Raw genomic sequence first — 19549 nt, 5'->3', positions numbered from 1 at the left:
CCGCCCGCCGCAACACGGTCCAGCTCACCCCGGCCGGCGTCATCGCCGCGGTGGGCGCCGGTACCGCCGTCGTCCTCGTGGTCGGCGCGGTTCTCGTCTCGCTGCTGCTCGCCGTCGCCATCACCGCCGCCTCGGTCGCGGTGTGCGCACTGGTGATCCGCTCCCTGGTCGCCTCCGAGCGACGCTGACCGGCCCCCGGGGCGGCATCGATACCGCCAAGCATCGACCGCCCCGAGGCCCTGGCCCCTTCCCAACCCTGAGATCGAAAAGGAGAGACCCATCATGCCCGACCCCGCCGCCCCGCCCACCTTGGTCTGCGGCCACTGCGATGGCTTCCCCGTCGTCGCCATCGACTCCGGCACCCGCAACCCTGACGGCACCCGCCGCATCCTGAAGGTGGCCTGCCCGAACTGCGAGGGCGCCGGAACCACCGCCCGCCGCGCTCCGGTCACGGAGGCTGCCTCGTGCTGACCTTCACCGACCTGTTCTGCGGCGCGGGGGGCTCGTCCACGGGCCTGGTGGAAGCCGGGTACGAACTGAGGCTCGCGGCGAACCACTGGGCAACGGCGATCGAGACGCACGCCGCGAACCACCCGGACGCCGACCACCTGTGCGCGGACATCAACAACTACGACATGCGTCGCCTGCCGTCCACGGACGTGCTGTGGGCGTCGCCGATCTGCACCGAGTCCAGCCCCGCCGGCGGACGCCGCCGCAAGCCCAAGGGTGGCAAGAAGCCGGGGCACGGACAGCTGGGGATCGAGGCGTTCGGGCACGTTCCGCAGGCCGGTTTCGAGCGTACCCGGGCCACCTTCTGGGACGTCATCCGCGCTGCCGAGGTCCACCGTTACCGCGTGATCCTTGTCGAGAACGTGTGGGAGGTCACCGAGGACTGGGAGCTGTTCGACGTCTGGCTGCTGGGCATGAAGACCCTCGGCTACCGGGTCCAGTTCGTGTCCATCTCCTCGGCACACGCCGGCGGAGATGCCAACGACCCCGCGCCGCAGTGGCGGGACCGGATCTACATCGTGCTCACCCGCGAGGGCATCCCGCTGCCGGACGTCGAGCCCCGCCCCCTGGCGTGGTGCCCGGCGTGCGGGACGGACGTCGCCGCGGTGCAGTCGTGGAACAACCCCCGCGCCCGGCACCTGGGCAAGTACCGGCGCCAGTACCGGTACGTGTGCCCCAACGGCGCCCGGTGCCGCCACACCGTGGTGGAGCCGTACGTGCGCCCCGCGGCGTCCATCATCGACTGGACCGACCTCGGGGTGCGTATCGCCGACCGGCCCGCGCACCGGCTGCCGCCGCTGGCCGCGAACACGGTCACCCGGATCCGCAAGGGCCTGGCGATGCTCGGGGACCAGCGGATGCTCCTCACGGTCAACCATGCCGGGCACGACGGCCGCGCGTTCCCCGCCGACGCCGCACCGTTGTCCACCCGTACGGCTCGGATCGGGGACGCACTGCTCGTCCCGGCCGGCGGTACCTGGAATACCACTCCGACGCTGACGTCCGAACCGATGCGTACCCGGCTGGCGAACCCCAAGGGATTCGAGGCTCTGGTCACGCCGCCCCAGGCGGACGACTCGTTCATCGTCACCGCGCGGAACAACGTGCTGCCCACCCCCGTATCCGAACCGGTCACCTCGGTCACCGCGAAGGGGCGGCACCACTGGCTGGTGATCCCGTACCGCAACGCGGACGCCAAGACCGCCGGCCAGCCGCTGCACACCCTCGGCACGAAGGACTCCGCCGCCATCTGCGAGCCGGCCCCGGTGCTGGAGGACTGCCGCTACCGCATGGTCAAGCCGCGCGAACAACTGCTTGCCCAGCGCTTCCCGCACACCTACGTCGTGCACGGCAACCAGGGCGAACAGACCATGCAGGCGGGCAACGCCGTGTCCGTCAACGTCGCCCGGTGGCTCGGCGAGCGCATCAAGGCGGTGCTGTGACAGACCTCGACAACGCTGCCGCGAACGCCGGACTCGATCCCATCGCCCTGCTCGACCTGCTGTGGACCGCCCGTGATCCGAAGTTCGACCGCTGGCGGGACCAGATCCACCGCACCGGTGGCTGCGCCGACCCGATCCACCTGACCGGCTGGACCCTCACCAAGGACAAGACCACCGGGGAGGTCCTGCATCACTACACCACCGAACACGAACCGGGCGGCCGGCTGCGCATCGCCTGCGGCAACCGCCGCGCCTCCCGCTGCGAGCCGTGCGCATGGCTGTACGCCGGTGACACCTACCACCTGATCCGCTCCGGCCTGTGCGGCGACCCCGGCAAGAACATCCCCGAAACGGTGCGCGACCACCCCCGGGTGTTCCTCACCCTCACCGCCCCCTCGTTCGGCCCGGTCCACAACCGGCCCGATCGCGGCGCCTGTGGGTGCGGCGCCCGGCACCGGGACAGCGACCCCGTACTCGGCACCCCGCTCGATCCCGCCGCGTACGACTACACCGGCGCGGTGCTGTTCAACAACCATGCCGGACAGCTGTGGGACCGCTTCGCCAAACGGCTGCGCCGCGAGATCGCAGCACGGGCAGGGCTGTCCCAGCGCGCGCTGGCCGACGTCGCCCGGCTGTCGTACGGCAAGGTCGCGGAGTTCCAGCGCCGGGGCGCGGTCCACTTCCACGCGGTGATCCGCCTCGACGGACCGGACGGCCCCGACGCACCCCCGCCGGCCTGGGCCACCACCACCCTGCTCACCGACGCGATCGGTGCGGCCCTGCGCCACGCCTACACGTCCGTCACCGTCCCGGCCGTCGCCGACCAGCCGCACCGGGTCCTGCGCTGGGGCCGTGTCTTCGACGTCCGCCCGATCCGGGCCTTCGAGGGCGGCACCGAGATCACCGAGGGCGCGATCGCCGCGTACGTCGGGAAGTACGCCACCAAGGCGGCGGAAACCACGGGCACCGTGGACCGCCCGATCGGCAGCCTCGAAGCCCTCGACGTCCTCGGCCTCGACGACCACCCCCGGCGCCTGATCGAAGCGTGCTGGCACCTCGACACGCTCTACCCCGAGCGGCGGCTGTGGGCCTGGGCTCACATGCTCGGCTTCCGCGGCCACTTCTCCACCAAGTCCCGCCACTACTCCACCACCCTCGGCGCGCTGCGACAGACCCGGGCGGACTACCGCGCGGCCCAGCAGCGAGAAGCCCTCGGCCTCGGCGAGATCGAGCCGGACACCGTGCTCGTGCTGAACCACTGGGCCTACGCCGGCCACGGCCACACCCCCGGCGAATCCGCTCTTGCCGCGGGGGTTGCCCGCGACATCCAGCTCAACCGCGAAACCGCCCGCGAAGCCCTCGCGGACATCCGATACCAGGAAGGAGAACAGGCATGGCAGACCGCTTGATGACCGTGGCTGAGGCTGCGGAACGGCTCGGGACGACGGAGAGGTTCCCGCGGCGGCTGATCGAAGAACGTCGCATCACCTACGTGAAGCTCGGCACGCACGTACGCATCCCCGAGAGCGCGCTGGACGCGTTCATCCTCGCGGGGACTGTCCAGCCGCGAGATGCCCGCAGCGTCCGCTTCGGGAGGGCTGCCTGATGGCCCGGAGGAAGCGGCAGTTCGGCAGCATCCGCAAGATGCCGTCCGGGCGCTATCAGGCCCGGTACCTCGCGCCCGACGCCCGGATGCGGCCTGCGCCGAAGACGTTCCCGACCAAGAAGGAAGCGGACGAATGGCTTGCCGAACAGCAGAGCGAGATCCGCCGGGGCGACTGGATTGATCCCGAGCTGGGGAAGGTTCACTTCGGGCCGTACGCGCTGAAGTGGATCAAAGAGCGCGGGCTGTCACCTCGGACTGCGGACCTGTACCGGTCACTGCTGAAGCATCACCTCGATCCGACCTTCGGGGCCGTGGCCGTCGCGGACATCACGGCCGGCGCGGTCCGGTCCTGGCGGGCAGAGCGGCTGGAATCCGGCGTCGGGGCCCCGACCGTGGCCAAGGCGTACGCCCTGCTGCGCGCTGTCCTGGCCACCGCGGTCGAGGACGGGCTGAGGCGCCAGAACCCCTGCCGGATCAAGGGGGCAAGCTCGGTGCCCACCCCGGAGCGGCCAACCGCCACGGTGGGGGAGGTGTACGCGATCGCCGGGGCGATCAATCCCCGGTACAGACTACTCGTGCTGCTCGCTGGTTTCTGCGGCCTGCGCTGGGGCGAGCTGATCGGCCTGCACCGCCGGGACATCGACACGCGGGCGGCAACCATCCGGGTCCGGCGCGCAGTGACCGAACTGCAGGACGGTACGCGCCTGGTCAAGGCCCCGAAGAGCGACGCCGGCCGCCGGACCGTGGGCATCCCCGCCGTGCTGCTGGACGAGATCACCGCCCACCTGGAGAAGTACGCGGAGCACGGCGCGGACGGGCGCGTGTTCATCGGCGCGCAGCGGGCTACGCCTCGACGCAACCACTTCAACCGGGTGTGGCGTGCTGCCTGCGCGGAAGCCGGGATCAGGGGCCTGCGCTTCCACGACCTCCGGCATACGAGCAACACCCTCGCCGCTGCCGCCGGCGCGAGCACCAGGGAACTCATGGCCCGGATGGGGCACAGCACAATGCGCGCAGCACTCATCTACCAGCACGCGGCGTCCGAGCGTGAGCGGCTCATCCGGGATGCCCTGAACAAGCTGATCGAGGAGCAGCGCGACCAAGATTCTTAGGGGTGATTGGCTACCCCTGACTGGCGGCCTTGCTTACGGCCTGAGTCGGTCCTGCTGTACGTCGAAGCAGACCAACCCCATGGACTCCGCGACCGCCGCCGCGTAGGCCGACGCCTCCTCGGCCATGCTCCATCGCATGGCGAAGTAGATCAGCGGACCCCTGGCTTCACCAATCAACGGACCGGTGGACCAAGGCGAGGTGTCCTCGTCATCCTCGGTGATGTCGCACCACCGCTCAAGCAGCACGTGCACGTAAGCCGCAATGCGCTCGGACGGAGGCTCATCCGCCTTGCCGTCGATGTAGCGGTCGTATAGATCGCTGAAGACCTGGCCAGCGGTCTTGTCGTCCGCCGGCCTCTTGCCTTCCCATACAGCAAGGTCGTAACTCATGCCCCGGAGACTCTCACATCCCACTGACACCCACCTGGTCGGACCCCGGCGCAAGCCTCAGCCAGGAGAAACGACGTCTTCGTGGATCTGGCACGAATCTGGCACGCGAGGCAGAACACAACCCCGGAACGATCTAGGCCCCAGCCTGGCGATCATGTCGCTGAGCTGGGGCCTAGCCGTCTCTGAGCGGGCGACGGGAATCGAACCCGCGTAGCCAGTTTGGAAGACTGGGGCTCTACCATTGAGCTACGCCCGCGTGGCCGCTGCACGATCGCGGCACGGTGGGCATCGTAGCGGGTCGCGGGGGGTTCTCGCACACTGCGCCGGGGCTGGGGTATTCCGGCGCGGAGCGGGGCGGCCGCCATGTAATCTACTGCCGCACCTACGGGGTGTGGCGCAGCTTGGTAGCGCGTCCGCTTTGGGAGCGGAAGGTCGTCGGTTCGAATCCGGCCACCCCGACCACGTCGGCAGTCAACGGTGACCCCCCTCGGAGACTTTCCTCACGAGGCACGCGTTTCGGCGTCTCCCGCCGCTGCCGGTACTATGCAAGCTGCGCTCCTGTGTGTCCGCCGTACGCGCGCGGACAGAAAGATGACGGGCAGCGCCTCTCGGGCGAGCCGGATGCGCCGTGCCAGGTGTGCGGGCCGTGACAGAGAGTCCCAAGCGAAACCCCACAGCAGTCAGCCCCCAAGGAGACCGAACCGTGAAGAGCGCCGTGGAGACCCTGAACCCGACCCGGGTTCGGCTCACTGTCGAGGTGCCCTTCGAGGAGCTCAAGCCCAGCCTCGACGCGGCGTACAAGAAGATCAACCAGCAGGTCACCGTGCCGGGCTTCCGCAAGGGCAAGATCCCGGCGCGCGTCATCGACCAGCGGTTCGGCCGGGGCGCCGTGCTGGAAGAGGCCATCAACGACGCTCTTCCGAAGTTCTACAACGAGGCGATCCAGGAGGGTGACCTCAACCCGCTGGGCCAGCCCGAGGTCGACATCAAGGAGCTGAAGGACAACGAGCTGCTGTCCTTCACCGCCGAGGTCGACATCCGCCCGACGCTGGAGCTCCCGGAGGACTTCTCCGGCATCGAGGTCGAGGTCGACGCCGTCGAGGTGACCGCCGAGGACATCGAGAAGTCCGTCGAGCAGCTGCGCGAGCGCTTCGCCTCCACCAACCCCGTCGAGCGGGCCGCGGCCGAGGGTGACGTCGTCACCGTCGACCTCGAGGCCAAGGTCGACGGCGAGGTCCTCCCCGACGGCGTCGCCGAGGGCGTGTCGTACACCATCGGCTCCGGCGAGCTGCTGGACGGCATCGACGCCGCCGTCACCGGCCTGGAGGCCGGCGGCGAGGCCACCTTCACCTCCGAGCTCAAGGGCGGCACCGCGGCCGGCCAGGAGGCGGAGATCACCGTCAAGGTGACCGCCGTCGCCGAGAAGGCCCTGCCCGAGCTGGACGACGAGTTCGCCCAGCTGGCGTCCGAGTTCGACACCCTGGACGAGCTGAAGGCCGACAGCGAGAAGCGACTGGCCCAGATGAAGAAGTACGACCAGGCCACGCAGGCGCAGGAGAAGGTCCTCGACAAGCTCATCGAGCTGATCGAGGTCCCCGTCCCCGAGAAGCTGCTCGAGGACGAGATCGGCACCCGCAAGCACAACCTGGAGCACCACCAGCTGGCGCAGATGGGCCTCGACCTCGAGGGCTACCTCAAGGTCCAGGAGAAGACCGCCGAGGAGTTCGACGCGGACCTGCGCGAGCAGGCCGTCAAGGGCATCAAGACCCAGTTCATCCTCGACGAGCTCGTCGCCAAGGAGAAGGTGAACGTCGGGCAGGAGGAGCTCACCGAGCACCTCATGCGCCGCGCCGCCTCCTCCGGCATGTCCCCGGACCAGTTCGCGCAGGCCGTCGTCGAGGGCGGCCAGGTGCCGGTCCTCGTGGGCGAGGTCGCGCGTGGCAAGGCGCTGGCGATCGTGGTCGAGGCGGCCACGGTGAAGGACGCCAACGGTGAGGTCGTGGACCTCGACGACGAGGACGAGACCGCGGAGACGGTCTCGGCTGACGCCGAGGGTGCGACGACCGAGGACTGATCCTCTCGTACACCTCCCTGCGGGGTCTCGCTGCGCGGCTGCGTGGTGGGGCCCCGCGGGCGTTTCCGGTCGCGCTTCCTGGGGGCTGCGCCCCCAGACCCCCCGGTCGGTCGCGGTCACCTCGCGCTGCGGGGGCTTCGCCCCCGGGCCCCCTTCGCGGGCTGCGCCCGCGGTCGCGCCTTCGGCGCTCGTCCTCAGACGCCGGACGGGCTGGATTGCGGGCTGCGCCCGCATCGCGCCTTCGGCGCTCGTCCTCAAACGCCGGACGGGCTGAAAAGGCGCTCCCGCCCCCCGTCCACGGACACGCGCACGCGCGGACGGAGTCCGTCCCTGCCCCCCATCCCCGGGCCCCCCGGGCCCGCCTGCGCTCACAGCGAACAGTTCGGGAACCGGGATGGCGGCCGCAGGGCCGCGCGTTAGGGTCCATAGCAAGGTAGCGAATACGTAGGACGGCCCGTGCGGCCGTCGGACTAAGCGAGCAGGTGGAACGTGACGAACCCGATGCTTTCCGGTGCGGGCGAGCCGGCCTTCGGCGGCCTCGGCGACCAGGTCTACAACCGGCTGCTCAACGAGCGGATCATCTTCCTCGGCCAGCAGGTCGACGACGACATCGCCAACAGGATCACGGCGCAGCTGCTGCTGCTCGCGGCCGACCCGGACAAGGACATCAACCTCTACATCAACAGCCCGGGCGGTTCCATCACCGCCGGTATGGCGATCTACGACACGATGCAGTTCATCAAGAACGACGTCGTGACGATCGCGATGGGCATGGCCGCCTCGATGGGCCAGTTCCTGCTGAGCGCCGGCACCCCGGGCAAGCGCTTCGCGCTCCCCAACGCCGAGATCCTGATCCACCAGCCGTCCGCCGGTCTGGCCGGTTCGGCCACGGACATCAAGATCCACGCCGAGCAGCTGCTGCGTACGAAGAAGAAGATGGCGGAGCTGACCTCCTTCCACACGGGTCAGACCGTCGAGCAGGTCACCCACGACTCCGACCGCGACCGCTGGTTCTCCGCGCTGGAGGCCAAGGAGTACGGCCTGATCGACGAGGTCATCTCCTCCGCCTCGTCGGTCCCGGGCGGCGGCGGCACCGGCGCCTGACGCCCGCCTTCCGCGGTTCACACCCCCAGCTCTCACGGACGGAACACCACGATGCAGAACTTCCCCCGCGGTATCTACGACCGCTATCAGGCCGAGGGCCGGGGCGGCCTGGCCGCCGAGGCCCGCTACATGATCCCGCGCTTCGTCGAGCGCACCTCGCAGGGCATCCGGGAGTACGACCCGTACGCCAAGCTCTTCGAGGAGCGCGTCATCTTCCTCGGCGCGCCGATCGACGACACCTCCGCCAACGACGTCATGGCGCAGCTGCTGTGCCTGGAGTCGATGGACCCGGACCGCGACATCTCGGTCTACATCAACAGCCCGGGCGGTGACTTCACGGCGCTGACGGCGATCTACGACACGATGCAGTTCGTGAAGCCCGACATCCAGACGGTCTGCATGGGCCAGGCGGCCTCCGCCGCCGCGGTCCTGCTCGCCGCCGGCACCAAGGGCAAGCGGATGGCCCTGCCGAACGCCCGGATCCTGATCCACCAGCCGTCCGGCCAGACCGGCCGCGGCCAGGTCTCGGACCTGGAGATCGCCGCGAACGAGATCCTGCGGATGCGCGCCCTGCTGGAGGAGATGCTCGCCAAGCACTCCTCCCAGCAGATCGAGAAGATCCGCGACGACATCGAGCGCGACAAGATCCTCACGGCCGAGGAGGCCCTGGAGTACGGGCTGATCGACCAGATCGTCTCGACCCGCAAGAGCGCGGTCACGCTGGGCGGCTGACGCCCCGCTCACGGCCGGACACGGCCGACCGGCCCTCGCGGCGCGGGTGGATCGCATACCATGACGGCCCCCCTGTGACCCTCACGACCAAGTGAGTTCGGTCCAAGGGGGGCCGTTCGGGGGTTCCGGCAAGGTACCGTCGATACGCAACCAGGTTCCGTCGAACGAACCTCACAGATCCAGACGGAACGCATGGCGAAGGGGAAATACCTCGTGGCACGCATTGGTGACGGCGGCGACCTGCTCAAGTGCTCGTTCTGCGGAAAGAGCCAGAAGCAGGTGAAGAAGCTCATCGCGGGTCCCGGCGTGTACATCTGCGACGAGTGCATCGACCTCTGCAACGAGATCATCGAGGAGGAGCTCGCCGAGACCTCCGAGGTGCGCTGGGAGGAGCTCCCCAAGCCCCGCGAGATCTACGAGTTCCTCGAGGGGTACGTCGTCGGCCAGGAGGCCGCGAAGAAGGCCCTCTCCGTCGCCGTGTACAACCACTACAAGCGGGTGCAGGCCGGCGAGAACGGCGGCGCGAACAGCCGTGAGGACGGCATCGAGCTCGCCAAGTCGAACATCCTGCTCCTCGGTCCCACCGGCTCCGGCAAGACCCTCCTCGCCCAGACCCTGGCCCGGATGCTGAACGTCCCCTTCGCGATCGCCGACGCCACGGCGCTGACCGAGGCCGGCTATGTCGGCGAGGACGTCGAGAACATCCTGCTGAAGCTGATCCAGGCCGCCGACTACGACGTCAAGAAGGCCGAGACCGGCATCATCTACATCGACGAGATCGACAAGGTCGCCCGCAAGAGCGAGAACCCGTCGATCACGCGCGACGTCTCCGGCGAGGGCGTGCAGCAGGCCCTGCTGAAGATCCTGGAGGGCACCACCGCCTCCGTACCGCCGCAGGGCGGGCGCAAGCACCCGCACCAGGAGTTCATCCAGATCGACACGACGAACGTGCTGTTCATCGTGGGCGGCGCCTTCGCCGGACTGGAGAAGATCATCGAGTCGCGGGCGGGCGCCAAGGGCATCGGCTTCGGGGCGACCATCCGCTCCAAGCGCGAGGTGGACGCCTCCGACCAGTTCCGCGAGGTCATGCCGGAGGACCTGGTGAAGTTCGGGATGATCCCGGAGTTCATCGGCCGCCTCCCCGTCATCACCTCGGTGCACAACCTCGACCGGGACGCCCTGCTGCAGATCCTGATCGAGCCGCGCAACGCGCTGGTCAAGCAGTACCAGCGGCTCTTCGAGCTCGACGGCGTCGAGCTGGACTTCGACCGCCCGGCCCTGGAGGCAATCGCCGACCAGGCGATCCTGCGCGGCACGGGGGCGCGCGGACTGCGCGCGATCATGGAAGAGGTCCTGATGTCGGTGATGTACGAGGTGCCCTCCCGCAAGGACGTGGCCCGCGTCGTCATCACCGCGGACGTCGTCCACTCCAACGTCAACCCGACCCTCGTCCCGCGCTCGCGGGTGGGGGAGCAGAGCGGGCCCCGGCACGAGAAGAGCGCGTAGCGCGCCGGCGGACTTACGACGGAGGGCCACCCGGGTGTCCGGGTGGCCCTCCGTCGTATGCCGGGGCGGGGTGCGTCCGCCCTGCCGTGCGGGGTGCGCCGCGGCTCAGAGCGCCACGCGGGTGTCCTTGCGCAGGGCGGCGCTGATGTCCGCGGCCTTGCTGAGCTCCATCGTGGTGCCGCCGGTCAGGACCGCGCTCGGATCGGTGATGGCGACGTAGCCGACCGTGCTGGCGTCCGCCCAGACGCAGGTCGGGAACTCGAAGCTGAGCTCCTTGCTGCCGCTCGTGCTGGTGTACTTCACGCTCACGCACTTCATCACGGCGCCGTCGTCCAGGCCGGCGGGCTCGAAGGCCTGCGGGCTGCCGACCGGCTCGGCCTTGTCCGTCGAGGTGGCGCTGTCGGCCGCGTCCTTGGTGAGCTTCTCGAAGGCGCCGTCCACGGCCTTCTCCGGGTCCTCGACGGTGCCGTAGACGCCGGAGAACTGCATGATCTTGGCGTTGCTCGACGTGCCGTCCTTGTAGGCGGCGCTGACCTTGCCGTCGGTGGTGACGCCGAGCTCCTTGAGGTTGTCGATCTCCTCCTGCTCCAGGGCGGCGTCGTTCGACTTGGCGGCGTCCTTGGTCCAGTCGCTCACCACGGTCTGGGGGGCGGTGAGCTTGTACTTCTTGGTCTCCTCCTGCTGCTTGCCGCCGCCTGCGGCCGAGTTGCCCTTGTCGTTCTTGCCGCCGCCGCCTCCGCCGTCGTCGTCGGAGTTGGTGAAGAGGAAGACGCCGCCGGCGATCAGGACGACCGCGAGTACCGCGGCGACCACGATGCCGATCGTCTTGCCGTTGCCGCCGGAGCCGGAGCCGGGTGTCTGCGGCGGCATGGTCGGCGGCTGCTGGCCGTACGACGGCTGGCCGTAGGGCTGTTGGGGCTGGCCGCCGTACTGCGGCTGCTGGTAACCGCCCTGCTGCGGCTGGCCGTAGCCGCCCTGCTGGCCGTACTGGTCCTGCTGCGGGCCCGGGTAGCCGTACGCCGGCTGGGTGGGCGCGTTGTAGGGCTGCTGCGGCTGCGGCTGGCCGTAACCCCCCTGCTGGGGCTGGCCGCCGTAGGGACCGGGCTGCTGTCCGTAAGGCCCCTGCTGACCGTCCCCGTACGGTCCGGGCGGTGGCTGGTTGTAGCTCATGTCGGTCCCCTCGTACGACTGCTTACCCCGCACATACTGTCGGATCGGGCCGGGTCGTGGTCAGGAGGGCCGTAAGTTCTGTGGCACGACTGCGCCGTTTCGCACGTCAATTCGTTGCAAACGGCGGGGGGTTGTGGAGCGGGCTCAGCCGCCCTCCACCCGCAGGGCGCCGCGGATGCGGAGGGCCTCGGCGGGCCCCGGCCCCAGCAGCACGCCCACGGTGTCGCGGTCGGCCCAGGCGCACGCCGTCGTGTCCCGGCCGCCGGTGTGCACGGGCGCGCACCGCAGCACGGTGCCCTCGGGGGCGGGCGCGGTGCGGCGGGCCGGGCCGAGCGTGTAACCCGGTATCGCCTCGACGCGGGCGAGCGCGGCGTCGACGGCCGCCCCGGGGTCAGGGACGTCGCCCCACGCGGCGTCGACGACCAGCGCGCCCCGCGGGCGCCCCGCGCCGGCGTCCTGTGCGGCGTAGTCCACGTTGAACCCGCGCGCCGCCCGCACCCCGGGCCCGCGCAGGGCGCCCTCCGGCAGCGCGAGGAACGCCTCCCCGGGCCGGTCACTGACCTTCCGGTAGTCCCGCCCGATCCGCTCGACGGCCCGCACCTCGTACCGCACGTCGCGGTCGCGCCACAGGCTGAGCCCCACACCGGCGGCGACAAGCACGACGACGACCCCGAGGGCAGCCACCCGCCGCGACGGCCGCGGCACCGCCCACGGCTCGGCGCCGATGACCTCGATGCGGGTGCCCGTGCTCATCCCGCCTCGACCCGCATCCCGGCCCGGATGGTGGCGGTGACGCCCGCGTGTACGTCCAGATCGTCCCCGGTGCCGGGCATCACCACCGCGAGGGAGTCGCCGTCCGCCCACACGCAGGCGGGGGTGACCGTGTCGGCCATCACCGAGAGGCGGGCGCATTCCAGGACGGCGCCGTCGAGCCCGTCCGGCCGGAACTCATCGGCGCGGATCGGTTCGCGCACCATGCCGGGGTACTCCTCGAGCGCGCGCCACGTCTCGTCGACCGCCTTGCGGGGGTCCGCGACGCCACCCCATGCCGCGTAGACGGCCACCATCCTGTTCGGGTCCGTCACCGACACGTCCGTGCGGACGTACGTCGCGCCCAGCAGATGGGGATCCTCGACCCGCTTCAGGGCCCGCGGCAGGTCCTTCAGCAGCTGCGCGCGCGTGTCCGAGCTCCCCAGCCGGTAGTCCCCGATCCGCTCCGTGGCGGCCAGCCGATACCCGGCGGGGTGACCCCACCACCCGCCCGCCCATACCGCGGCCCCCGCCAGGGCCACCGCGACGGCCGCCGCCACCACCGTGTGGCGCCGCGTCCACCGGCGGCGCCCGGGCGTGCCGCCTTCCGCGTCCCCGGCCTCCGACAGCGCCGGCCGCGTCTCGCCCCCCATCCCGAACCCCTCCCCACAAGCGTCAAGATCGCCGCATCATGCCGCACCGACACCCCGTTGAACAGGGGTTCGGCCGGTTCGTAGCACGGGGCTCACGGCCCGTACACTGTGCCGCGTGAGTGACCAGACGCAGCCGAAGCCCCAGACAGCCGCAGAGCTCCCCACGCAGTACACGCCCTCCGAGGTAGAGGGCCCGCTGTACGAGCGCTGGGTGGAGCGTGGTTACTTCAAGGCCGACGCCGGCAGCGGTAAAGAGCCGTACACGATCGTCATCCCCCCGCCGAACGTCACCGGCAGCCTGCACCTCGGCCACGCCTTCGAGCACACGCTGATCGACGCCCTCACCCGGCGCAAGCGGATGCAGGGGTACGAGGCGCTGTGGCAGCCCGGCATGGACCACGCCGGCATCGCGACGCAGAACGTCGTCGAGCGCGAGCTCGGCAAGGAGGGCAAGTCCCGCCACGACCTCGGCCGTGAGGCGTTCGTCGAGCGCGTCTGGCAGTGGAAGGGCGAGTCCGGTGGCCAGATCTCCGGCCAGATGCGCCGCCTCGGCGACGGCGTCGACTGGGACCGTGAGCGCTTCACCATGGACGAGGGCCTGTCCAAGGCCGTCCAGACGATCTTCAAGCGGCTCTACGACGACGAGCTGATCTACCGCGCCGAGCGCATCATCAACTGGTGCCCGCGCTGCCTCACCGCGATCTCCGACATCGAGGTGGAGTACCAGGACGACGACGGCGAGCTCGTCTCCATCCGGTACGGGGAGGGCGACAGCGCGATCGTCGTGGCCACGACCCGCGCCGAGACGATGCTCGGCGACACCGCCGTGGCCGTGCACCCCGACGACGAGCGCTACAGGCACCTGGTCGGCACCGAGATCGAGCTGCCGCTCACCGGCCGCCGCATCCCCGTCGTCGCCGACGCCCACGTCGACCCGGAGTTCGGCACCGGTGCCGTCAAGGTCACCCCGGCCCACGACCCGAACGACTTCGAGATCGGCCGCCGCCACAACCTGCCGATGCTCGCCGTCATGGACGAGCACGCGGTCATCACCGCCCACGGCCCCTTCCAGGGCCTGGACCGCCTCGAGGCCCGCTCCGCGATCGTCGCCGCGCTGCGCGCCGAGGGCCGGATCGTCGCCGAGAAGCGCCCGTACACCCACTCCGTGGGCCACTGCTCGCGCTGCAAGACCACGATCGAGCCGCGGCTGTCGATGCAGTGGTGGGTCAAGGTCGGCCCGCTCGCGAAGGCCGCCGGCGACGCGGTCCGCGACGGCCGGGTGACGATCCACCCGCAGGAGATGGAGAAGCGCTACTTCGACTGGGTCGACAACCTCCACGACTGGTGCATCTCGCGCCAGCTGTGGTGGGGCCACCGCATCCCCGTCTGGTACGGCCCGAACGGCGAGGTCGTCTGCGTCGGCCCCGACGAGCAGCCGCCGAGCGGCGAGGGCTGGCGGCAGGACACGGACGTCCTGGACACCTGGTTCTCGTCCGGTCTGTGGCCGTTCTCCACGCTGGGCTGGCCGGAGCAGACCGAGAGCCTGAAGAAGTTCTATCCGAACTCCGTGCTGGTCACGGGCTACGACATCCTCTTCTTCTGGGTCGCCCGGATGATGATGTTCGGCCTGTACGCGATGGACGGCGAGATCCCGTTCAAGACGATCGCCCTGCACGGCATGGTCCGCGACCAGTTCGGCAAGAAGATGTCGAAGTCCTTCGGCAACGCGGTCAACCCGCTGGACTGGATGGACCAGTACGGCTCCGACGCCCTGCGCTTCACCCTGACCTCCGGCGCCAACCCGGGCGTCGACGTGCCGATCGGCGAGGACTGGGTCAAGGCGTCCCGCAACTTCGCCAACAAGGTCTGGAACGCGACCCGCTTCGCGATGATCAGCGAGGCCACCGTCGACGGCCCGCTGCCGGACGCGGCCGAGCTGTCGGCCACCGACCGGTGGATCCTGTCCCGGCTGAACACGGTCGTCGCCGAAGTGGACGCCCTGTACGAGGACTTCCAGTTCGCGAAGCTGTCCGACCTGCTCTACCACTTCGCCTGGGACGAGGTCTTCGCCTGGTACCTGGAGCTGTCGAAGACCGCGCTGGCCGGCGAGGGCGCCGCCGCCACCCGCCGGGTGCTCGGCGAGGTCCTGGACGTGACGCTGCGGCTGCTGCACCCGCTGATGCCGTTCGTCACCGAGCAGCTGTGGACGACGCTCACCGGCGGCGAGTCCCTCGTGATCGCCGACTGGCCGCTCGACTCCGGCTTCCGCGACGCCGCCGCCGAGGCGGAGATCGCCAGGCTGCAGCAGGTCGTCACCGAGGTCCGCCGCTTCCGCAAGGACCAGGGCCTGAACGACGGCCAGCGGGTCCCGGCCCGGCTGGAGCTCGGCGGTACGGGCCTGGAGCCCCACGAGGCCGCGATCCGGCAGCTGCTGCGGCTGCAGCCGGAGGGCGACGGCTTCTCGCCGACCGCCTCGCTGCCCGTCGCGGGCGCGAAGGTGTCGCTCGACCTGTCGGGCGCCATCGACTTCGCGGCGGAGCGCAAGCGGCTGGCGAAGGACCTGGCCGCTGCCGAGAAGGAGAAGGCCCAGGCCACGGCGAAGCTCGGCAACGAGGCGTTCCTGGCGAAGGCCCCGGACCAGGTGGTGGAGAAGATCCGCACCCGGCTGACGGCGGCGGACGCGGACATCGCCCGTATCCAGGCCCAGTTGGAGGCCATGCCCGGCGCGTGACCCCCTGCGGGCCGCCGCAGACCAGGCAGACGCGGACCACCCCCGGACGGAAGCCCTCCGTCCGGGGGTGGTTCACGTCGTGGTGGCCGTTCCGTAACCCCCGGGCGCGATCCTGACCCTTTGCCCGTCGTCAGGACGCCGACCCAGGAGCACCCCCCATGCCCCGCATCGCGACCCCGACCGCCCTGCCCGCCCCGGCCGCGGAGCCGGGAGCGCCGCCGCGGGTCCGCCGGTACGACATCGACCTGCTGCGCGTCGTCTGTACGGCGGCCGTCGTCCTGTGCCACGCCTCCGCCGAGTTCCTCCACGCGGGCCACCGCACCGCCGGGATCGCCGGCGACTCGGCGAGCCGCTTCGCCGTCCCCGCGTTCTTCGCCATGGCCGGCTGGGCGGCCCTGGCCGGTGCGCCCGTGGCCGACGAGCGGCAGCTGCTGCGCCGTGTCGGACGCGTGCTGCGCCCGATGGCCGTCTGGACGGCGGTCTATCTGGTCTGGCAGTACCTGTCCGGGCCGCCGCTGAACGGCGGGCTCGGGAAGGAGTCCGTGCGGGCCCTCGCCGGATCCGTCCAGCCGGCCTTCCACCTCTGGTACCTCTACACCTACGTCCCCCTGGTGCTGCTCCTCGGCGTCGCCGTCCTCGTCGTCAAGGGCCGCGCCCTGCCCCGCTGGTCGCTGCTGGCGGTCGCCGGCTTCGCCGTGGCACCGGCGCTGTGGGGCGACGCGAGGACGCTCAGCGGGCTGAACCTGCCGCCGTGGCACTGGAGCGTCTCGCGGTACTCCCTGGGGTACGCCGTGGCGGGCGCCGCCCTGCTCTGCGCCCGCCGGCTCGGGCCGCGCCCGCTGTGGGCCGCCGGAGTGGGCGTCGCCCTGCTCGCCGTCGCCGGATACCAGTTCACCGTGCGCAACCCCGCCCCGTACGGCAGCCCGGCCGTGGCGGCGCTGACGCTCGCCGTGGTGGGCGCGCTGGCCGGGGTGCGGGTGCCGGCCCGTCTCAGGGCGGCGCTGGTGCGGCTGTCGGACGCGTCCTTCGGGACGTATCTGGTGCATCTGCTGTTCGTGATGCTGCTGGTCAGGCCCGTCGCCGAGCGGGCGCCGGGCGGCCCGGCGGCCGCCGTCGCCCTCGGCGTGACGGCTCTCGCCGCCATCGCCGCCTCCTTCGCGGCGAGCGCGCTGTGGGGGCGGCTGGGGCTGCGCGGCTGGCTCGGCTGAGGCGCCGGCGTCTCACGTGCCGGGCCTGACGAACGGGAGCGCGGCGGCTCCGTAGACTGGGGGTGTGAGCGAACGCCCAGAATCTGCAGGTCCCGATCCGGACGACACCCCCGACGAGTTCGCGGAGCTTGTCGAGGAGGAGACCCGGCGCGATCCCGACCTCGCCGTGATCGAGGCGGGCAGCCGCACCCTGCGCACCCAGGCCGGGACGCCGCAGGGCGATCCGGTCCCCGCCCGGCCCACGGACCCCGCGGTCGTCGAGGCCCTCAAGGAGATCGAGGCGGAGCTGGCCACCCGCTGGCCGGAGACCAAGCTCGACCCGTCGCTGGTACGGATCGAGACGCTGATGGACGTCCTCGGGCACCCGCAGCGCTCGTACCCCTCGATCCACATCACCGGCACCAACGGCAAGACCTCGACCGCCCGCATGATCGAGGCCCTGCTCACCGCCTTCGAGCTGCGCACCGGCCGCTACACCAGCCCGCACGTGCAGTCGTACACCGAGCGGATCAGCCTGGACGGCGCGCCCATCTCGTACGAGAAGTTCATCGAGACGTACCAGGACATCAAGCCCTACGTCGACATGGTCGACGGGCAGCAGGAGCACCGGCTGTCCTTCTTCGAGTTCCTCACCGGCATGGCGTACGCCGCCTTCGCCGACGCGCCGGTGGACGTCGCCGTCGTCGAGGTCGGCATGGGCGGCAGCTGGGACGCGACCAACGTCATCGACGCCGCCGTCGCCGTCGTCACCCCCATCTCGCTGGACCACACCGACCGGCTCGGCACCACGCCCGGCGAGATCGCGGTGGAGAAGGCCGGGATCATCAAGAAGGACGCCACCGTCGTCCTCGCCCAGCAGCCCGTCGACGCGGCGCAGGTGCTGCTGAAGCGGGCCGTCGAGGTGGACGCCACCGTCGCCCGCGAGGGCATGGAGTTCGGCGTGCTCACCCGCGAGGTCGCCGTCGGCGGGCAGATGCTCACCCTGCGCGGGCTCGGCGGCGAGTACCCGGACGTCTTCCTGCCGCTGCACGGCGAGCACATGGCGCACAACGCGGCCGTGGCGCTGGCGGCGGTCGAGGCGTTCTTCGGCATCGGCTCGGCGCACTCGCGGACCCTGGACAACGACACCGTGCGGCGCGCGTTCGCCTCCGTCGTCTCGCCGGGCCGGATGGAGGTCGTACGGCGCAGCCCGACGGTCATCCTCGACGCCGCGCACAATCCGGCCGGCGGTCGGGCCGCGGCGGCCGCCGTGCAGGAGGCGTTCGGCTTCAGCCGGCTCGTCGGCGTCGTCGGGGTCAGCGAGGGCAAGGACGTACGGGGGCTGCTCGAGGCCCTCGAGCCGGTCCTCGCGGAGGTCGTCGTCACCCGGAACACCTCCCACCGCGGCATGGACGTCGACGCCCTCGCGGCGCTCGCCGTCGAGGTCTTCGGCGAGGAGCGCGTGCAGGTCGAGCCGCGGCTGGACGACGCGCTCGAGGCGGCCATTACCCTGGCCGAGGAAGAAGGCGAGTACTCCGGGGCCGGAGTGCTGGTCACCGGATCCGTCATCACGGTCGGCGAGGCCCGGCTGCTGCTGGGCAGGGAGTGACAGTCGTATGCGCACGCTTTGCGCGAGCACGCTGATCGGCGAGTTCTTCATCATCGGTTTCGCCGGGCTGGTCGCCATGCAGACCACCGACGTCTCCCACGGGGTGCTGTGGGCGGTCTGCGGGGCGGGCATGGCGCTGTCCGTGCTGCTCTGCGGGATGCTGGCGCGGCCCGGCGGCGTCGCCGTCGGCTGGGCGCTGCAGGTGGCGCTCATCGCGTCCGGGGTGCTCGTGCCGCTCATGTTCTTCCTCGGCGCGTGCTTCGCGGGGCTGTGGTGGACGTCCGTGCACTTCGGGCGGAAGGTCGACGCGATCAAGGCGGCGCGGGCGGCCTCGCCGGCCTCGCCGGCCTGATCCGCGTCTCCTCCTCTGCTTCGGCTTCGCCGGTGCGGGGCCGTGGGCGGGGGTACGGGGCGGGCCGGGTAAAGTGCGGTTACCGTCCCATAGCTTTCGTACACCGCAGGAGCCGTCACCATGAGCCAGCGCAGCCTCGTCCTCCTCAAGCCTGACGCGGTCAGGAGGGGACTGGTGGGCGAGATCATCGGCCGGATCGAGCGGAAGGCAGGCTGGCAGCTCGTCGCGCTGGAGCTGCGCTCGCTGGACCGCGGGCTGCTGGAGCAGCACTACGGCGAGCACATCGGCAAGCCGTTCTACGAGCCGCTGGTCGAGTTCATGTCGTCCGGGCCGGTCGTCGTGCTGGTCGTCGAGGGTGAGCGGGTCATCGAGGGGCTCCGTACGCTCGCGGGTCCGACGGACCCGATCGCGGCGGCGCCGGGCAGCATCCGCGGTGACTTCGGCACGATCGTGCGCGAGAACCTCATCCACGCCTCCGACTCCGAGGAGTCGGCAGCCCGCGAACTGAAGCTCTTCTTCCCGTCGCTGGTCTGACCCCTCGGGGGCCAGGCGCTGTGGTGGTCCCGGGGGGCGCCCCGCCCGCGGGGCCGCTGCGCCCGCCCGTGCCGCCCCCTGGGCGGC

18 protein-coding genes, 2 tRNA genes and 1 pseudogene are annotated in these 19549 nt (G+C 70.9%); 16 read left to right on the top strand and 5 right to left on the bottom strand.

The window, feature by feature from the left end:
• The 6 genes and pseudogenes from AB0M28_RS35060 to AB0M28_RS35035 form a co-directional block, all read left to right on the top strand.
• Positions 1-188, top strand: a pseudogene (locus AB0M28_RS35060) (SpdD-like protein); the annotation flags it as partial.
• 94 nt (positions 189-282) lie between these two features.
• Positions 283-471 (top strand): hypothetical protein, encoded by a 189-nt coding sequence (locus tag AB0M28_RS35055; protein WP_365413914.1) that lies wholly within the window; start codon positions 283-285, stop codon positions 469-471.
• Positions 465-1952: a DNA cytosine methyltransferase gene (locus AB0M28_RS35050; protein WP_365413912.1), complete on the top strand. Its 1488-nt coding sequence runs from the start codon at positions 465-467 to the stop codon at positions 1950-1952. Before AB0M28_RS35055 ends, AB0M28_RS35050 begins: the two co-directional genes overlap by 7 nt.
• Complete coding sequence (gene repSA / locus AB0M28_RS35045) at positions 1949-3361, top strand: replication initiator protein RepSA (protein WP_365413910.1); 1413 nt, start codon at positions 1949-1951, stop codon at positions 3359-3361. Before AB0M28_RS35050 ends, repSA begins: the two co-directional genes overlap by 4 nt.
• A complete protein-coding gene (locus AB0M28_RS35040) occupies positions 3346-3558 on the top strand; it encodes an excisionase family DNA-binding protein (protein WP_365413908.1) in 213 nt (70 codons plus the stop codon). Before repSA ends, AB0M28_RS35040 begins: the two co-directional genes overlap by 16 nt.
• A complete protein-coding gene (locus tag AB0M28_RS35035; protein WP_365413906.1) occupies positions 3558-4670 on the top strand; it encodes a tyrosine-type recombinase/integrase in 1113 nt (370 codons plus the stop codon). The genes AB0M28_RS35040 and AB0M28_RS35035 overlap by 1 nt, the downstream gene beginning before the upstream one ends.
• A gap of 33 nt (positions 4671-4703) precedes the next feature.
• On the opposite strand, the gene AB0M28_RS35030 is transcribed toward AB0M28_RS35035, so the two are convergent.
• A complete protein-coding gene (locus AB0M28_RS35030; protein WP_365413904.1) occupies positions 4704-5060 on the bottom strand; it encodes a hypothetical protein in 357 nt (118 codons plus the stop codon).
• Positions 5061-5245: 185 nt separating this feature from the next.
• Positions 5246-5316, bottom strand: a tRNA-Gly gene (locus AB0M28_RS35025).
• A gap of 129 nt (positions 5317-5445) precedes the next feature.
• Between AB0M28_RS35025 and AB0M28_RS35020 the strand changes: the two genes are divergently transcribed.
• The 5 genes from AB0M28_RS35020 to clpX all read left to right on the top strand — a co-directional run bounded on the left by AB0M28_RS35020 (position 5446) and on the right by clpX (position 10476).
• Positions 5446-5522, top strand: a tRNA-Pro gene (locus AB0M28_RS35020).
• A 241-nt stretch (positions 5523-5763) separates the two neighbouring features.
• Positions 5764-7134 (top strand): trigger factor, encoded by a 1371-nt coding sequence (tig, locus tag AB0M28_RS35015; protein ID WP_365413902.1) that lies wholly within the window; start codon positions 5764-5766, stop codon positions 7132-7134.
• Positions 7135-7623: 489 nt separating this feature from the next.
• Positions 7624-8238, top strand: a complete 615-nt coding sequence (locus tag AB0M28_RS35010) for an ATP-dependent Clp protease proteolytic subunit (RefSeq protein ID WP_365413900.1) — start codon at positions 7624-7626, stop codon at positions 8236-8238.
• Positions 8239-8289: 51 nt separating this feature from the next.
• Entirely contained in the window at positions 8290-8970 is a 681-nt protein-coding gene (locus AB0M28_RS35005; protein ID WP_365413898.1) for an ATP-dependent Clp protease proteolytic subunit, read from the top strand.
• 213 nt (positions 8971-9183) lie between these two features.
• Positions 9184-10476, top strand: coding sequence for an ATP-dependent Clp protease ATP-binding subunit ClpX (gene clpX / locus AB0M28_RS35000; RefSeq protein ID WP_365413896.1), 1293 nt, complete (start codon positions 9184-9186; stop codon positions 10474-10476).
• A gap of 105 nt (positions 10477-10581) precedes the next feature.
• Here clpX and AB0M28_RS34995 read toward each other — a convergent pair whose 3' ends face one another.
• The 3 genes from AB0M28_RS34995 to AB0M28_RS34985 form a co-directional block, all read right to left on the bottom strand.
• On the bottom strand, positions 10582-11646 hold the full coding sequence (locus AB0M28_RS34995) for a hypothetical protein (RefSeq protein WP_365413894.1): 1065 nt from the start codon (positions 11644-11646) through the stop codon (positions 10582-10584).
• A gap of 144 nt (positions 11647-11790) precedes the next feature.
• Complete coding sequence (locus AB0M28_RS34990; RefSeq protein WP_365413892.1) at positions 11791-12399, bottom strand: hypothetical protein; 609 nt, start codon at positions 12397-12399, stop codon at positions 11791-11793.
• Positions 12396-13049 (bottom strand): hypothetical protein, encoded by a 654-nt coding sequence (locus tag AB0M28_RS34985; RefSeq protein WP_365413890.1) that lies wholly within the window; start codon positions 13047-13049, stop codon positions 12396-12398. The genes AB0M28_RS34990 and AB0M28_RS34985 overlap by 4 nt, the downstream gene beginning before the upstream one ends.
• Positions 13050-13164: 115 nt before the next feature.
• On the opposite strand from AB0M28_RS34985, the gene AB0M28_RS34980 reads away from it, so the two are divergent.
• From AB0M28_RS34980 to ndk, 5 genes are all read left to right on the top strand, one after another.
• On the top strand, positions 13165-15780 hold the full coding sequence (locus tag AB0M28_RS34980) for a valine--tRNA ligase (protein WP_365413888.1): 2616 nt from the start codon (positions 13165-13167) through the stop codon (positions 15778-15780).
• Between the two features lie 158 nt (positions 15781-15938).
• Entirely contained in the window at positions 15939-16988 is a 1050-nt protein-coding gene (locus tag AB0M28_RS34975; RefSeq protein WP_365413886.1) for an acyltransferase, read from the top strand.
• 64 nt (positions 16989-17052) lie between these two features.
• On the top strand, positions 17053-18576 hold the full coding sequence (locus AB0M28_RS34970; RefSeq protein ID WP_365413884.1) for a folylpolyglutamate synthase/dihydrofolate synthase family protein: 1524 nt from the start codon (positions 17053-17055) through the stop codon (positions 18574-18576).
• 7 nt (positions 18577-18583) lie between these two features.
• A complete protein-coding gene (locus AB0M28_RS34965) occupies positions 18584-18928 on the top strand; it encodes a DUF4233 domain-containing protein (RefSeq protein WP_365413882.1) in 345 nt (114 codons plus the stop codon).
• A 120-nt stretch (positions 18929-19048) separates the two neighbouring features.
• A complete protein-coding gene (ndk, locus tag AB0M28_RS34960; protein WP_365413880.1) occupies positions 19049-19462 on the top strand; it encodes a nucleoside-diphosphate kinase in 414 nt (137 codons plus the stop codon).
• Positions 19463-19549: the final 87 nt, after the last annotated feature.

Origin of the sequence: Streptomyces sp. NPDC051940 (assembly GCF_040680895.1) — a bacterium.
GTDB lineage: Bacteria > Actinomycetota > Actinomycetes > Streptomycetales > Streptomycetaceae > Streptomyces.
The sequence above is the reverse complement of the archived record's forward strand: the minus strand, read 5'-3'. Positions and strand labels throughout refer to the sequence as shown.